The 15,715-nt window shown below is 66.4% G+C and carries 16 protein-coding genes; 4 read left to right on the top strand and 12 right to left on the bottom strand.

Annotated features, from left to right (window positions below; genetic code table 11):
- Positions 1-141: 141 nt before the first annotated feature.
- Positions 142-882: an aldolase gene (locus RT697_RS24565; RefSeq protein WP_313702291.1), complete on the bottom strand. Its 741-nt coding sequence runs from the start codon at positions 880-882 to the stop codon at positions 142-144.
- 30 nt (positions 883-912) lie between these two features.
- Positions 913-1,623, bottom strand: coding sequence for a haloacid dehalogenase type II (locus RT697_RS24560; RefSeq protein ID WP_313702290.1), 711 nt, complete (start codon positions 1,621-1,623; stop codon positions 913-915).
- A gap of 152 nt (positions 1,624-1,775) precedes the next feature.
- Here RT697_RS24560 and RT697_RS24555 point away from each other — a divergent pair, with 152 nt between their 5' ends.
- Positions 1,776-2,645, top strand: coding sequence for a LysR family transcriptional regulator (locus RT697_RS24555; protein ID WP_313702289.1), 870 nt, complete (start codon positions 1,776-1,778; stop codon positions 2,643-2,645).
- Between the two features lie 25 nt (positions 2,646-2,670).
- Here the strand turns inward: RT697_RS24555 and RT697_RS24550 are convergent, their stop codons facing one another.
- The 3 genes from RT697_RS24550 to RT697_RS24540 form a co-directional block, all read right to left on the bottom strand.
- On the bottom strand, positions 2,671-3,075 hold the full coding sequence (locus tag RT697_RS24550; protein ID WP_313702288.1) for a YchJ family protein: 405 nt from the start codon (positions 3,073-3,075) through the stop codon (positions 2,671-2,673).
- A 38-nt stretch (positions 3,076-3,113) separates the two neighbouring features.
- Positions 3,114-3,386 carry a GNAT family N-acetyltransferase gene (locus RT697_RS24545; RefSeq protein ID WP_313702287.1) on the bottom strand — a complete coding sequence of 91 codons (273 nt, stop codon included), beginning with the start codon at positions 3,384-3,386 and terminating at the stop codon, positions 3,114-3,116.
- A 241-nt stretch (positions 3,387-3,627) separates the two neighbouring features.
- On the bottom strand, positions 3,628-4,623 hold the full coding sequence (locus RT697_RS24540; protein WP_313702286.1) for a 3-hydroxyacyl-CoA dehydrogenase NAD-binding domain-containing protein: 996 nt from the start codon (positions 4,621-4,623) through the stop codon (positions 3,628-3,630).
- A gap of 110 nt (positions 4,624-4,733) precedes the next feature.
- Here RT697_RS24540 and RT697_RS24535 point away from each other — a divergent pair, with 110 nt between their 5' ends.
- On the top strand, positions 4,734-5,360 hold the full coding sequence (locus RT697_RS24535) for a hypothetical protein (RefSeq protein WP_313702285.1): 627 nt from the start codon (positions 4,734-4,736) through the stop codon (positions 5,358-5,360).
- 19 nt (positions 5,361-5,379) lie between these two features.
- Here the strand turns inward: RT697_RS24535 and RT697_RS24530 are convergent, their stop codons facing one another.
- Positions 5,380-6,777 (bottom strand): MFS transporter, encoded by a 1,398-nt coding sequence (locus tag RT697_RS24530; protein ID WP_313702284.1) that lies wholly within the window; start codon positions 6,775-6,777, stop codon positions 5,380-5,382.
- Between the two features lie 119 nt (positions 6,778-6,896).
- Between RT697_RS24530 and RT697_RS24525 the strand changes: the two genes are divergently transcribed.
- Positions 6,897-7,766, top strand: coding sequence for a LysR family transcriptional regulator (locus RT697_RS24525; protein ID WP_313702283.1), 870 nt, complete (start codon positions 6,897-6,899; stop codon positions 7,764-7,766).
- Between the two features lie 84 nt (positions 7,767-7,850).
- Positions 7,851-9,266, top strand: a complete 1,416-nt coding sequence (locus tag RT697_RS24520) for an amidase family protein (RefSeq protein ID WP_313702282.1) — start codon at positions 7,851-7,853, stop codon at positions 9,264-9,266.
- A gap of 27 nt (positions 9,267-9,293) precedes the next feature.
- Here RT697_RS24520 and RT697_RS24515 read toward each other — a convergent pair whose 3' ends face one another.
- From RT697_RS24515 to leuS, 6 genes are all read right to left on the bottom strand, one after another.
- Positions 9,294-10,079: a fumarylacetoacetate hydrolase family protein gene (locus RT697_RS24515; protein WP_313702281.1), complete on the bottom strand. Its 786-nt coding sequence runs from the start codon at positions 10,077-10,079 to the stop codon at positions 9,294-9,296.
- A gap of 4 nt (positions 10,080-10,083) precedes the next feature.
- A complete protein-coding gene (locus RT697_RS24510) occupies positions 10,084-10,464 on the bottom strand; it encodes a hypothetical protein (protein ID WP_313702280.1) in 381 nt (126 codons plus the stop codon).
- Between the two features lie 136 nt (positions 10,465-10,600).
- The gene (locus RT697_RS24505; protein WP_409517487.1) at positions 10,601-11,881 is read right to left on the bottom strand and encodes a glutamate-5-semialdehyde dehydrogenase; all 1,281 of its coding nucleotides are present in this window, start codon (positions 11,879-11,881) and stop codon (positions 10,601-10,603) included.
- Between the two features lie 130 nt (positions 11,882-12,011).
- A complete protein-coding gene (gene holA, locus RT697_RS24500) occupies positions 12,012-13,067 on the bottom strand; it encodes a DNA polymerase III subunit delta (RefSeq protein ID WP_313702278.1) in 1,056 nt (351 codons plus the stop codon).
- A gap of 3 nt (positions 13,068-13,070) precedes the next feature.
- Complete coding sequence (gene lptE / locus RT697_RS24495; protein ID WP_313702277.1) at positions 13,071-13,733, bottom strand: LPS assembly lipoprotein LptE; 663 nt, start codon at positions 13,731-13,733, stop codon at positions 13,071-13,073.
- An 11-nt stretch (positions 13,734-13,744) separates the two neighbouring features.
- The coding region (gene leuS / locus RT697_RS24490) for a leucine--tRNA ligase (protein ID WP_313702276.1) at positions 13,745-15,715 on the bottom strand (1,971 nt) is incomplete at its 5' end.

The raw sequence follows: 15,715 nt of genomic DNA, 5'->3' as shown, positions 1-15,715 counted from the left end.
TCAGGCTTTTATTGCTCAAAACCCCGCAGGTATCCCCTGCGGGGTTTTGTCTTTGTGGCGTTCCACTTTGTGGCGTTCAAATAAGAAACCCCTCGCGGCTGGCGCCGCGAGGGGTTTTTGTTTGGGTTCGACGTGTCGAGATTAGGGGAGTTGGCGGCGCAGGGCTTTGAAGAACAGCTCGGATTGCAGGCGTTCGCTCTGGATCTGGGCGGCGACCTTGGCTGCGATTTCGGCGTTGACGGGCTCAAGCCGACGCCCGGTGGATTGCGCCAGGACTTGCGCCATACAGGCGCGTTCGAGGAAAAAGAGATCGTCGTAGGCGTAGTCGAGTCGTTCGCCGCAGACGACGACGCCGTGATTGCCCAGGAAGACGATGTCGGCGCCTTGCATGGCGTGGGCTATGCGTTCGCCTTCCGTCACGTCCAGCGCGAGTCCGTTGTATTCCGCGTCGATGGCGAGGCGTCCATGGAAGCGCATCGCGTTTTGAGACAGCGTAGTGTCCAGGCCACGATCCGAGGTGAGCGTGAGCGCGGTGGCGTAGGGCATATGGGTATGCAATACACAGGCCTTGCCTGCAATCCGGTGGATCGCTGCGTGGATGAACATGGCCGTCGGTTCGACGTCATGCCGGCCGGCAAGTTTGTTGCCATGTGCGTCGACGAGCACGATGTCGTTGGCCTGGACCTCGTTCCACATCAGACCTCGGGGATTCAGCAGGAAATGATCGGGATCGCCGGGCAACGCCACGCTGAAATGGTTGCAGACGCCTTCTCCCAAGCCGTGAGTTGCCGCCGCACGTAGTGCCAGCGCCAGATCCGTGCGCAATGCGGTTACGGGATCGGCATGGAAGAGTGCGTCGGCGAAACCGGGTTCGTGGTTCATGGCAACCTTCAACAAGAGATGGGATGGGGATCAAAGCCAGCCGGCGTCGCGAAACAGGTCCGGCACGCGATCCAGAGTTGCTACGGTAGCTTCAGGACGGTAGTCAGGCAAGGGCTTGCGGCCGGTGCCGCGGTCGATCCAGATGCACCGGAAGCCGATGTCCCGGGCGGCGACGAGGTCCAGGTGCGGGCTGGCGCAGATGTGCACGACGTCAGCAGGGGTGACGCCCAGGGCTTGGTGGGCATGGGCGAAGATGGCGTGTGATGGCTTGTAGGCGCTGGCCTGCTCGGCCGTGATGACACGGTCGATATGGCCGCCCAGTTGGGCGACGTTGCCGGCGATGATGTCGTCGTCCGTGTTGGAGATGATGCATAGGCGGAAGCCGGCTTGCTTGAGCTTGCCGAGCGTGTCGACGACCTCGGGAAACGGCGGCATGCGGGAGATGCTGCTCGTGAGCGCCTCTGCATCTTCGGGATGGTACGGAAGGTCAAAATGCGCCATGGTGAGCCGCAACGATTCGCGGGTTACCTCAGCGAAGTTGCGGTAGGGCGGGGTGCGCTCGAGGCGGTGCTCGTGATCGTCGTATTCATGCAGGAACTGTGCAGCGGAGGGCCGCGGCGTAGAGCCGGGATGGGCCTCAAGGATTTTTTGCACTGCGGCCTGTAGGCCTTCGTCCCATTGAATGAGCGTGCCGTAACAGTCAAAGGTAAGCCATTGGGGTCGAGCGTGATCGAGGGGCATGTCGGTTCCTTCGGCGATGGTGGAATCTACAGCGTAGAATCCTGTTGGTGCAGTTGTAAAATTAATAAAACACGCACGGTCAGTTGATCGATAAATAAGCTCGCCCTGTGTGAATGCCATGGCGGGCGAAAGTCCAACACGAGTTGAAGCGGATGCTTGATCTTGAACTATTGAAGACGCTCGTCTGCGTCGTGGACGAAGGCAGTTTCACCCGTGCCGCCAGCCGGGTGCATCGCACGCAGTCGACTGTCAGCCAGCAGGTGCGCAAGCTTGAACAGAGCGTAGGCAAGACGTTGCTGCTTCGGGACCGTGCCGGCGGCAATGTGTCGGCGACCGAGGACGGCGAGCTGATGTTGGCCTATGCACGGCGCTTGCTGGCGATCGCAGGGGAGGCGGAGCACGTGTTGTCCGCGCCGCGGACCGCGCGGGTGATACGGCTGGGTGTGCCGGAGGACTTCGATGTGTCGCGGTTGACAGTGTTGCTGGCGGAATTTGCCGCGCGCCACGCGGAGGTGCGGTTGGAAACGCTTAGCGGCATGAGCACGGATCTTCGCGCCGGGCTGGCGTCTGGCGAGCTGGAACTGGCGCTGGTCAAGCGGGAGCCTGGCGATGGGCCTTGCATCGCGGCATGGCCGGAACGCCTGGTGTGGGTGGGCGGTCGACAGCGCAACGAGAAGGCGGCGGTGGTGCCGTTGGTACTGTTTCCGCAGGGGTGCGTGTATCGCAAGCGGATGATCTATGCGCTGGAAAGCGCGGGGCGGCCGTGGCATATCGCGTACCACAGCCATAGTCTGGCCGGCGTGCAGGCGGCAGTCGCGGCGGGTTTGGGGATCAGTCTGTTGCCGGCCTCGGCGCGGCTGGAGACGCACGTTGAACTGGCCGCCGCAGACGGGTTTGCCGATGTGCCGCCGACCGAGCTGGCGATCGTTGGCGACGCGCGCGGACTCGGCGCCGTCGGGGTCGATCTGCTGGATGCGCTGAAGCAGGCCATTGGCGGGGACTTGGAACCGCCCACGCCTTAGCGTGGGCGATTAGCTAGCGCTGTGGTCAGCGCACGTCGCCGTCGAGGTAGAACCATTGTCCGTTCTCGCGCACGAAGCGGCTGGTCTCGTGCATGCGGCTGGCGCGGCCGTCCAGGCGGCTTCTGGCTACGAATTCGACGGTGGCATGTTCGGCGTCCTGGTCGGCTGCGGCCTTGATCTGCAGGCCAAGCCATTTCAAGCCGGGCGAATTGGGCTCAAGTGACGCGGGGCGCGTGGTGGGATGCCAGGTGGCCAGCAGGTAGGGCAGTTTGTCCAGCACGAAGGCGCTGTAACGCGAGCGCATGAGGGCTTCGGCGGTCGGGGCTTGAAGCGATTGCGGGCCGTCGTGCCATCGGCCGCAGCAGTCGGGGTAGGAACGAGGGCTGCCGCAGGGGCAGGGCGTTTTGGTGAGGCTTGATTGCTTCGGCACGGCGGGGTAGTTGAAGTAAGTTGTTTTGCGAGAAAGGATCACGCCAACAGGTCAGTGTATTCAGGATGGCGGCGGATGTACGCGTCGGCGTAGGAGCAGTAGGGACGGACCTTCCAGCCGTTCTCGCGCGCGGTGAGCAGGGCCTGGCGGGTCAGTTCGGCGGCGATGCCGCGGCCGCCGACCGCGCTGGGCACGCCAGTGTGCGTGATGGCCATGGCGCCGTTTTGCAGCTGATAGTCGAGGACGCAGAGTACGCCGTCGACGGTGGAGGTGAAACGGGAACGGTCGGTGTCGTGAATTACAGAAATCATTCGAGAAAACTCCTTCGTTGGTGAAGAAGACGGTCGGATAGAGCGCACTTCTTGTCGAGGGCAGGTCCCCATCTCACGAACAGGCGCCTGTTTTGCGATCGGGCAGGCAACGGCGGAGCAAGTTTCGGACCTGCGCACGACACCACATCCCGCCCCTTATCCTGGCTGTCGGCGTTCGACGTCGAGTCCCTGGATATTAGCGCCGCCGCACGGGATGCCCCGGCGTCGTTCCCCGATGGATTCACCGATGCAACACCTTGATCAACGCAGTAAGTTGGGCGTCGCGGGCTTCCACGAGGTCTGCGATGCTTTGGTGGCCGGCTTCGGCGTTGACGCCTTCTATCAGGCGTTGTTGCAGCGCCGGCGTGACTTCGGGCGTGCCGAGGTCGTCCCACCAGGTTTGCACGGGGCCGAGCAAATGGTGCATGAAGTGCGCGAGACCGCCTTCGCCGCCGCCAAGGTTGAATGTCATGTGAGGGCCGAAGAGGGCCCAGCGCAGGCCGGGGCCTTGGGATACGGCGGCGTCGATGTCCGCAACGCTGGCGACGTTTTCGGCGGCCAGGTGGATGGCCTCGCGCCATAGGGCGGCTTGCAGGCGGTTGGCGATGTGACCGGGGACCTCCTTGTTCAGGCGGATGGGGTGTTTGCCCATGCTGCGGTAGAAGTCGATGGCGCGGTCCATGGTGTCGGAGGACGTCTGGTCACCGCCGACGACCTCGACCAGCGGGATGAGGTGGGGCGGATTGAAGGGGTGGCCGATCACGAAACGCTGGGGATGGCGGCAGCGCGATTGCAGGCGGCTCATGATGAGGCCGGACGAACTGGAGGCGACGATGACGTGCGGGGGCAGGATGGCGTCGATGCGGGCGAAGAGGTCGGTCTTGAAGTCTTCGCGCTCGGGTGCGTTTTCCTGGACGAAGTCGACGCCAGCCAGGGCGGTTTCCAGGTCGGGGTCGAAGCGTAACGCGTCGGCGGTGGCGCCGGGACGCACATGGCCGAGCTCCGCCAGGACCGGCCATGCCGCCTGCACCCGGGCAATGGTGTGGGCCTGTGCATGCGGACCGGGATCGCTGACGACGACTTCCAGTCCGTGCGCGAGAAACAGGGCGGCCCAACTGGCGCCGATGGTGCCGGCGCCCACGATGGCAACGCGGCGGATGGGGCCGGGGCCGGATGAAACCGAACCGGGCGAGGCAGAACCGGACGAAGCAGGACTGGACGGCGCAATGCTGGACATGCAGGTCTCCTTTGTTGGGTTTGCTGCATTGTGAAGCAAAGCCGGGGCCGTTGCCACGCGGGCAGGGCGGCGGCAAGATAAGGGCTTTTCCGACCCCCCGGGAGCCTTGCATGAGTTCGACACCCGCGCGCGTGACCGTTCCGTATTTCTGCCAATGGGAGTCCGCGCATCGGGCGGGCGAGATCATTCGCAAGGAGCTGGATCTGGCGCACGACCCAGCATGGCGCGATTCCGGCGCGCGGGATCTGCACGAGTATGTGCGCTGGGCCAGCCATGTCTGCGGGATGGCGTGTTTGAAGATGGTGTTGGCGGCGCGGACGGGGCGCGTCCATCCGACTCTGGAACTCGCTCGCGGCAGCTTGCCATATGGCGCCTATGTCGAGGAGGCGGACGGAACCATCAAGGGCCTGATCTATGCGCCGTTCGTGCGATACGTCGCCGATGTTTTCGGGTTGCGTTCGCAGGTGCGTGTCGACCTGCCCGCCTCGGATCTGCCGGGTGTTATGGCGCAGTCGGATTACTTCATGGCGTCGGTCCACCCTTGGATACGATGGCCCGACAGGGAGCCTCCGAAAAAAGGCGGGCATCTGGTGCTGGTGACGCGCGCCACAGCGGCGTCCGTGACGTTTCACAACCCGTCGGGCGAGCCGGGTTCGCAAGCGGATGTCGAGCTGCCGCTTGCCGATTTCGACAGGTTCTACGCTGGGCGCGGCGTCGCGATTCTGGCGGCCGGTTGAAGCAGAAATCCGGGGCGGCTCAGGTGTTGCGGGTGTGGCGCAGGTAGCGCGCCGCCAGCACGACGGTGATGACGTAGCTGACCGTGATCACGATGTAGGCCGCGCGCAGGCTGGCGTGCCAGTCCGGCAAGAGGTGCAGGATGGTGCCCATGACGGCGACGCCGACCAGCGCGCCGGATTGGCGATTGGCGTTCAGGGCGGCCGCCGCGCTGTTGGCGTGCTGGCTGCCGGAGACCTGCATGACGATGCTGGTCATGGCAGGCACCGCAATGCCGACGCCCAGGTTGGCCATCGCGACAACAACGGCAAAGGGCCAGTAGGCGACCTCGGGTGTGAAGGTGGCGATGCCGATGGCGCTCATCACCGCCGCGAGCGAGACGCCGCCCAGCAACGAGGCCGACACGTTCCAGCGCGCGGATACGCGGCCCGAGATGAGGTTGCCGATGGAGAACACCGCCAGCATCGGCACGAGTTCGATGCCGGTCTGCAGTGCGTCGGCGCCGCGCGCGTGCTGCAGGAAGAGGCTCAGCAGGAACAACTGGCCGTATGACGCGAGATTGATGAGGAAGCCCACGCCGTTGGCGGCGGCGAATTGGCCGGTGGCGAAGAGCGCGCGCGGGATGATGGGCTCGGCGTGCCGGCGTTCGCGCTGCACGAGCAGCGCCGTGGCCAAGAGGCTCAGCAGCGCCGTCGCCGCGATCGGCGGGGAGCTCCAGCCATACGCGTTGCCCTGGATCAGGACGAAGCACAAGGAAGACAGCGCGACGATGCCGAGCAGGTGGCTCCAGGGGTTGAGCGCGCGGGGACGCCGGGGCGCGGCCGCGATGCGGCGGCGGGCGAGCCACAGGCCGGCCAGGCCCAGCGGAATGTTGATGAGGAAGATGCCGCGCCAGCCGAATTGGTGGATCAGTACGCCGCCGAGCAACGGTCCGGATGCGCCGGCGACGGCCACGATGGCGGACCAGACGGCCAGCATGCGGTTTCGCACGTTTTCGTCGGTGTAGGCGTGCGTGAGCAGGCTGAGCGAGCTGGGCATGAAGAGGGCCGCGCCAACACCCTGCAGCATGCGCGCCGCGATCAAGGCGCCGGCGTTGGGCGCCAGTCCGCATAGCAGCGACGCGGCGGTGAAGACGCCCAGCCCCGTCAGATAGAGAGTCTTGGCGCCGTAGCGGTCGGCCAGCGCGCCGGCAACCAGCAGCAGCGCGGCGAAGGTCAGGGTGTAGCCATCGACGATCCAGACGAGGTCCGTGAGCGGCACGGTGAACTGGAGCGCGATGCTGGGAATTGCGACGTTGACCACCGTCACATCGAGCATGGCCATGACGAAGCCGACGGCCAAGGTGATCAAAGGCACCCATCCCGTGGCGGGAGCGGGCGGCGCGTCCATTGAGATGACGGGGCGGCAGGCGGAGGACATGGCGGGGCTTCTTTCAGGGTGCGCAACGTGCAGAGGGTGCAAAGCTTAGGCGCTTCTTCTGATGCAAAAAAGCCGTATTACTGCTTTATAGTCATGCAAAATTGCATCGCGGATTTGAAATGGATTGGGACAACGCACGGATATTTCTGGCGATCTACCGCGTGGGGACGCTACGCGGCGCGGCGGCGGTGCTGCAGATCGACCAGGCCACCGCTGGCCGGCGCCTGGCGGCGTTGGAGGCATCGCTGGATGCGCGCCTGTTCCTGCGCACGCCCAGTGGTTACGTGCCAACGGCAGCAGGCGGGCTTGCGTTTGCCGCCGCCGAACGCATGGAGCAGGCGGCGGACCAGCTTCAGCGTCAGATGCAGGGGCTGGATCACCGGCTGTCGGGCGTAGTCCGTGTCGCGGCTTCGGAAACGGTGGCCCGCTACTTCATCATGGAGGCCATCAGGCGGGTCCATGCCGAGCACCCGGATATCCGCGTGGTGCTTTCCACCGGCATTCAGATCAGTAATCTGACGCGCCGCGAGGCCGACTTGGCTATTCGCAACATCAAGCCTGACAACCCCGACCTGATCCATCGCCATCTCGCGCGCAAGGAGGTCGGCCTGTACGCGTCGCGGGCATACCTGGAGGCGCATGGCGAACCGAAGCCCGGCACCGCGTTCGCTGGGCACACGTTGATCGCGTATCAGCAGGCCGTGCTGCCCGGCTGGTCGGATTCGCTGTGCGGCGAACCCACCCGCAACGGCCGCATCGGCGTTGAGGTGAATTCCGGCCTGATGATCATCGACGCGGTGGTGGCGGGACTGGGTATTGGCGAGTTGCCGACCCACATGGCGCCGGACCATCCCGAATTGGTGCGGATCTGGCCCGACCGCAGCGAGGCCTATGATCTGTGGCTGGTGATGCACGGGGATCTGAACCGCACGGCGCGCGTGCGGGCGGTGGCTGACGCGATTGTCGACGTCTTTGAAGCGCGCAATTAGCGGTAAGCCGAGGGTTGTGGCGCGGCGTGACTGGCGCTAAGGTTTGCTGGCCCGAAGGAAAACCCATGACCTCAGGAGTTGCGCGTGTCCGATCTTTGGCGTTTGTCCGCAGTTGAGCTTGCTGCCCTTGTCCGCAAGCGTGAAGTGTCCGCCGTGCAGGCTGCGCAAAGTGCGCTGCAGCGGCTCGATGCCGTCAATCCCGCCATCAACGCGGTGGTGGATCACCGCCCCGAAGACGTGCTGGCGCAGGCGGCCGAGGTGGACGCGGCGCTTGCGCGCGGAGAAGATCCCGGGGTGCTGGCGGGCGTGCCCGTCACCGTGAAGGTCAACGTGGATCAGGCCGGCTTTGCCACAACCAACGGCGTGCGCTTGCAGAAGGACCTGATCGCCGAACGGAACAGTCCCGTCGTCGACAACTTGCGGCGCGCCGGCGCGGTGATCGTGGGCCGGACCAATACGCCGGCGTTTTCGCTGCGCTGGTTTACCGGCAACGCGCTGCATGGCGACACGCGCAATCCGCGCAATCCGGCGTTGACGCCCGGCGGCTCGTCTGGCGGCGCCGCGTCCGCGGTGGCGGCCGGCATTGGGCATCTGGCGCATGGCACGGACATCGCCGGCTCGATCCGTTATCCGGCGTATGCGTGCGGCGTGCATGGCCTGCGTCCGTCGCTGGGCCGGGTGGCGGCGTATAACGCCGCGCTGCCTGAGCGGTCGATTGGCGGGCAGATCACGGCGGTGTCCGGGCCGTTGGGCCGCACCATTGCCGATGTGCGGCTGGGGCTGGCCGCGCTGGCTGCGCCGGATCCGCGCGATCCGTGGTGGGTGCCCGCGCCGCTGACCGGGCCAGATGCGCCAAAGCGGGCCGCGCTGTGTTTGAACCCCGACGGCATGGACACCGATCCGGCCATCGTGAAGGCGTTGCAGGAAGCGGCGCGGCGGCTGAGCGAGGCGGGCTGGACGGTCGATACGCTGGAAGCTTTGCCCCCGATGCAGGAGGCGGCCGACCTGCAGATCCGCATGTGGATGGCGGACGGCTATGACGCCATGTTGGCGGCTGCGGAAAAAGAAGGCGACCGCGGCGCGCTGGTGGCGCTGGCCGGGCAGCGCGACAAGGCGGCAGGCGCCGATCTGACAAGCTTTTCGGCGGTGCTGACGCGGCGTGCGACGCTCACGCGCTTGTGGGAGGTGTTTTTTGCCGAGTATCCGGTGCTGTTGCTGCCGGTGTCGGCCGAATTGCCGTTCCCCGACAACCTCGACCTGCAGGGCGACGCGGCCTACGCGCGGGTCTGGCGTGCGCAGATGACTCAGATCGGTCTGCCGTTCATGGGGCTGCCCGGACTGTCCGTGGCCATGGGCAGCGCCATGAGCACCGCGGGACCGAGTCCGGTGGGCGTGCAGGTGGTGGCGGGGCGCTTCCGCGAGGACCTGTGCCTGGCGGCCGGTGAAATCATCGAAGCGGGGGGCGAGGCGGTCGGCATCGCAGAGCCGGTGCCTCGTTAACAGCGCGCCAGGAGTGCTGGGGTCGCTTCAACCGCCGAAGCGCACCTTCAACACGCCCAGATCACCGTACGCCAATTCAACGTCCTTGTTCGCGGGCACGTCCAGGAAGCCGGCGTACGAACCGGTGATGACGTGCTGGCCGGCCGTCAGACCCAGGCCTTGCTCGCGCAGGAAATTGGCCAGCCAATACAGTCCGGCCTTGGGGTGGTCGTTGGGGTGGATGCCGGCGTGCTGCTCGACTTCGACGCCGTCAACCGTCAGCGTGATGGTCAGGCTGCTCGGTGCCGCATCGGGCGACGAGATGCGGGGGCCCAGCACCAGCCCCTGATTGAACATGTGATCCGCCAGCAGTTCGGGCAGGCTGGCATGTTCCGGGGACGCGTAGCGACAGCCCAGGACTTCCAGCGCCAGGCGGGCGCCGCCCACCGCAGCGTCGATCTCGGCTTCGGTGTACGGCGTGTCGCGCGGCGGCAGGTCGCGGGCAAGCTCGAAGGCGACCTCGGGTTCGATGCGCACGATGTCGGTGGTGGCTGCGACGGGGCCAGCGGCGGCGTCCGCCGTGCCCGAGGCGTAGATGGGGGCCACGACGGTTTTTTCAGGAGACGGCAGCGCGCTTTTCCAGGCGGCGATGCTGTCCTGGCGAGTCTCGCGCAGCAGTTCGGCGGTGCGCTGCTGCACGGCAAATGCCTGGCCCAGGGATTGCGGGCGGCACTCGGCAGGCAGGCGCGGGCCGGCGATGCCCGCCTGGCGCGCGGCGATCAGGAAGCGCGCCGCGTCGACGCTGCCGGGATAGTCTTCAAATTTGATCTGCATGCGTTCAGGCTCCGAGGAACAGCATGATCCACAACACGATCATGGCAATCAGGCCCAGCCAGCACGAGCCCCAGAAACCGACGATCGGCCATTTCAGGGCGAGCGGAATCTTCTTGGGTTCGACGTGGGACAGCAGGTCGTTGGCGTTGCCGACCAGCCAGAAGCGCGTGCCCGGAAACATCAGGCGAAAGAAATAGTCCAGCATGATCGCGGCCTGGATCGCCAGCGGAAACTGTTTGAATGGCCGGTGCTGCAGGTACGGGTGCTTGAGCGCGGCGTTGACCTGCCTGGTCTTGAAGAAGAACAGCACGATGCCGCTGATCGTGCAGGTGATGAAACAGAGCACGAAAAGGCTGAAGGCCATGGCCATGACGGGTGAATGCATGGGGATCTCAACGATGCGCGGCCGGGCCGCGTGGGATGGACGAATTCGGGCAAAAAAGCTGGCCCTATTGTAGAGGGCTTGGCGCGGCCCCGTGTTCAGGGCCGCGTCAGTACGCACGCGGGCGCGGCCGGGCCTGTCAGCCGCGGGTCTGGCCTTCGCCGTTCAGTACCCATTTGAGCGTGGTCAGGCCTTCCAGGCCCACGGGACCGCGCGCATGCAGGCGATTGGTCGAAATGCCGATCTCGGCGCCCAGCCCGTATTCGAAGCCGTCCGCAAAGCAGGTCGGCAGGTTTACGTAAACGGAGCTGGAGTCGACTTCGCGCTGGAATCGCTGGGCCGCCGACAGATCCTGCGTGACGATCGCGTCGGTGTGGCCCGAGCCGTAACGCGCGATGTGTTCGATGGCGTCGTCCAGCGTGTCGACGATGCGCACGGCCAGGATGGGCGCCAGGTATTCGGTGGCCCAGTCTTCTTCGGTGGCGGGCGTGGCGTGCGGCAGCAGCGCCAGCGTGCGCGGGCAGCCGCGCAGTTCCACGCCGTGCTCGGCGAAGGCGGCGGCCAGGCTGGGCAGGATGGACACGGCGGCCACGGCGTCGATCAGCAGGGTCTCCATGGCGCCGCAGATGCCGTAGCGGTAGGTCTTGGCGTTCAGGGCGATGGCGTGGGCCTTGTCCGGATCCGCCGCGGCGTCGATGTAGATGTGGCAGTTGCCGTCCAGGTGCTTGATGAGCGGCACGCGGGCCTCTTGCGACAGCCGGGCGATGAGGCCCTTGCCGCCGCGCGGCACGATGACGTCGATGTGTTCGGTCATGGTGATGAGGGCGCCCACGGCCGCGCGGTCGGCGGTGGCGACAACCTGCACCGCATCCTGCGGCAGGCCGGCGGCGGCCAGGCCCGTTTGCACGATGTGGCCGAGCGCCACGTTGGAGTGCAGGGCTTCGCTGCCGCCGCGCAGGATGGCGGCGTTGCCGGACTTCAGGCACAGGGCCGCGGCGTCGATGGTGACGTTGGGGCGCGATTCGTAAATGATGCCGATCACGCCTAACGGCACGCGCATCTGGGCGACGCGCATGCCGTTGGGCCGGACGGTGGTGGCGGTGATGCTGCCGATCGGATCGGGCAGGGCGGCGATCTGGCGCAGGCCTTCGGCCATGTGCGCCAGCGTCTTGTCGGACAGCGTCAGACGGTCCAGCAGCGCCGGCTCCAGGCCGTTGGCGCGGGCGGCGGCCACGTCTTTCTCGTTGGCGGCCTTCAGTTCGTCGTGGCTGGCGGCCAGGGCGTCGGCCATGGCGATCAGCGCCTGGTTCTTGGCTGCGCTGTCGGCGCGCATCATGGCGCGCGAGGCGCGGCGGGCGTTTTCGCCCAGGGCGAGCATGGCTTGTTCGATGGAGGACGAGGACATGGCGGCGTCGATCATGTAATGGGGCGGCGCGGGCGCCGCCTGGGGATTCAGTGTATATCCGGCCGTCGGGCCGGGCGAGATCCGGTCGGGGAACCGGATTTGGGAACGGTTGGGGGACAAGGTGAAGGTGGCGGCGAGGCCGCCTTCACGGTCGTCCGCCGGCGGCGGCCACGCGCAGGGCCAGCCGGGTCATTTCTTCCCAGGGATCCGAGAGGCGCCCGGGCACCGAGAGGCCCTTGATCAGGCGGTCGACTTCGTGGGCGTGCTGCACAGCGGCGGGCCAGACGCCGGGCTGGACCCGGTTCAGGGCCTGCAGCGCCAGGCGTTCATGGGCGCCGAAGATGCGCAGGCGGCGCATGAGGCCGTTCGCGTCCTGTCCCAGCGCGCGCGCCTCGGCAATGCGGGCAAGCAGGCGGATTTCTTCGCCGACCGCCCAGAGCACCAGCGGCAGGGCTTCGCCTTCGGCACGCAGGCCGTCGATCATGCGGATGGTGCGGCCGATGTCGCCGGCCAGCATGGCGTCGCGCAAGCCGAAGACGTCGTAGCGGGCGACGTTCAGCACGGCGCGCTCCACGTCCTCGGGGGCGAGCTGGCCTTCGGGATAGAGCAGGCCGAGCTTCTGGATTTCCTGGTGGGCGGCCAGCAGGTTGCCTTCGACCTTGTCCGCCATCCATTGCAGGGTGGCGCTATCGGCGCGCTGGTTCTGGCGCGCCAGGCGCATGCCGACCCAGGCCGGCAGGCGGCCGCGTTCGATGTTGGCGATGTCGACGGCCATGCCGGCGCGGACCAGCGCCTGCATCCAGCGGCTTTCGCGGGTGGCCTTGTCCAGGCGCGGCAAGGCGATCAGCACCAGGGTGTCGGCCTCGGGCTGCTTTTCGGCCTGCTCGGCCAGCTTGGTCAGGGTGTCGGCGCCGGACTTGCCCGGCTTGCCGGTGGGGATCTTGATTTCAAGGATGCGGCGATCGCCGAACAGCGACACGCTCTGGGTGGCGGCGAGGACCGCGCTCCAGTCGCTGCGCGCGTCCATCACCATGGACAGGCGCTCGGTGTAGCCGGCGTTGCGCGCGGCGGCGCGCAACGCGTCGACGGCTTCGGTCACCAGCAGCGGCTCGTCGCCGGAGACCGTGTACAGCGGCGCCAGCCGGTTGTCGGGCCGCTGCAGATGTTCGGCCAGCCGATCCGCGTCCAGAGGCTGTGCCATGGGCTAGCGGACGTTCGTCGGGTCGGTGATGGACGGCGTCTGCCAGGGTGTGGGCACGCGCGGTTGCTGCGGTTCGTTCGGGTTGAACAGCGGCATGTTCTCGTCGTCGCGGCCTTCCTGCGCGGCTTCGAACGCCTTGTGCACGTCCGGCGCGGTGATGCGGCGCAGCACGCGCGACACCAGATCGCGCTGCATGGCCTTGTACAGCGTTTCGATCTGACCTTGCTTGGCCTGGACGACCTGGTCGTCGTACGGCATTTCGCGGTAGATGGACAGTGTCGTGTCGGGCACGAGCGCGCGGCCCTCGGAGTCGATCAGGCGGAACGTGTAGTTGATGCCGAGCTCGTAGGATTCCACGCGGCCCTGCGCATTGAGCGAGACCTCGCGCAGCGAGCGCGAGTCATTGACCTGCTGGAGGATGGCCTGCGCTTCCTTGGGCTTGTCGACCAGCTTCGTGTCGGGCGAGGCCGCGCGCAGGGCGCGGCGCACGTCCGCGCCGAATTGGGTGGTGTCGGGGATGCCCACGTATAGGCGTTCGAATGGCATCGGGGTGACGCCCCGCAGCGCGAAACCGCAGGCGGTGAGAAGCATGAACAGCGCCAGGCAGGCGCCGCGCAGCAGCCAGCTTTGGCGGGAGAGTTGCGATTGTTGCCCGGCGAAGTGCATGCTTGACCTCATCAGCCTACGACGTTGACCAGTTTGCCCGGAACCACGATGACACGCTTGGGCGGGCGGCCTTCCAGGAATCGGGCGACCTCTTCCTGGCTGGCGGCCAGTTTCTCGATGTCTTCCTTGGGGGCCTTGGCGGCCACGCGGATCGAGCCGCGCAGCTTGCCGTTGACCTGCAGCATCAGTTCGATCTCGTCGGCGACGAGGGCGGCTTCGTCCACATGCGGCCACGGCGCGTCGAGCAGGTCGCCGAGTTCCTTGGCGTAGCCCAGATCCTGCCAGAGGTGCCAGGTGACGTGCGGCACGACCGGGTACAGCACGCGCAGCAGGACACCGATGGTCTCGGCATAGGCCGCATCGGCCTCGGCGCCTTCCGGCAGCTTGGCGTCGTCGATGGCGTTCAGCATTTTCATGCAGGCGGACACGACGGTGTTGTACTGGATGCGCTGGTAGTCGTAGTCGGCCTGCTTGAGCAGCCCGTAGACCTCGCGGCGCAGATCCTTGACGGCGGCGGGCGCCTGCGCCCAGTCCGTGCCCTGGGCCAGGCCGCGGGCGACGGCTTCGCGGCGCGCGTAGCTGATGGACCAGAGGCGGCGCAAGAAGCGGTTGGAGCCTTCGACGCCGGAGTCGGACCATTCGAGGGTCTGCTCGGGCGGGCTGGCGAACATGACGAACAGGCGGGCCGTGTCGGCGCCCAGGGTGTCGATCAGCGATTGCGGATCGACGCCGTTGTTCTTGGACTTGGACATCGTGCCCACGCCGCCGTAGTTGATGGCCGAACCGTCCGACTTGAGCTTGGCGCCGACGATGGCGCCGCGGTCGTCATAGACGTTGTCGACATCTTCGGGCCAGAAATACTCGATGCCGCCCTGGGGCGTCTTGCGCGAGTAGATGTGGTTAAGCACCATGCCCTGGCACAGCAGCTTGGTGAAGGGTTCGTCGAAATTGAGCAGGCCCATGTCGCGCATGACCTTGGTCCAGAAGCGCGCATACAGCAGGTGCAGCACGGCGTGCTCGATGCCGCCGATGTACTGGTCCATCGGCATCCAGTAGTCATTGCGCTGATCGACCATGGCGTTGTCGTTGCCGGGCGAGGTGTAGCGCATGAAGTACCAGGACGAGTCCACGAACGTGTCCATCGTGTCCGTTTCGCGGCGCGCGGGCTTGCCGCAGCTGGGGCAGGCGCAGGACAGGAAGGCTTCGTTCTTGGCCAGCGGGTTGCCGCTGCCGTCGGGAATGAGGTCGTCGGGCAGGACCACGGGCAGGTCTTTTTCCGGGACCGGCACCGGGCCGCAGTCTTCGCAGTGGATGATCGGGATCGGGGTGCCCCAGTAGCGCTGGCGCGAAATGCCCCAGTCGCGCAGGCGCCACGTGGTCTGCTTTTCGCCCAGGCCCTTTTCGCCGAGGTCAGCCGCGATGGCGTCCACGGCTTCCTTGTAGGACAGGCCGTCGTACATGCCGGAATTGATGGTGCGGCCAGACTGCTTGTCGCCGTACCATTCGTGCCAGGCGTCCGTGGAATAGTCCTTGCCGGCCACGTCCACGACCTGCACGATGGGCAGGTTGTATTTCTTGGCGAAGGCGAAGTCGCGCTCGTCGTGCGACGGCACGCCCATGACGGCGCCGTCGCCGTAGGTCATGAGCACGTAGTTGCCGACCCAGACTTCGACCTGCGCGCCCGTGATGGGGTGCGTGACGAACAGGCCCGTGGGCATGCCTTCTTTTTCACGCGTGGCCATTTCGGCCTCGGTGGTGCCGCCCAGCTTGCACTGTTCGATGAACGCAGCCAGCGGCGCGTTGTTGGCCGCGGCGTGCGTGGCCAGGGGGTGCTCCGGCGCCACGGCGCAGAAGGTCACGCCCATGATCGTGTCGGCGCGGGTGGTGAAGACGTACAGCTTGCCGTCCTGGATCAGCTGGCCATCCCGGCCGGCGATCTGGTGCGGGAAGGCAAAGCGCAGGCCCTCGGACTTGCCGATCCA

Source organism: Achromobacter sp. (assembly GCF_032113835.1).
Lineage (GTDB): Bacteria > Pseudomonadota > Gammaproteobacteria > Burkholderiales > Burkholderiaceae_B > Achromobacter.
This window is presented reverse-complemented; position numbering and strand designations above follow the sequence as displayed.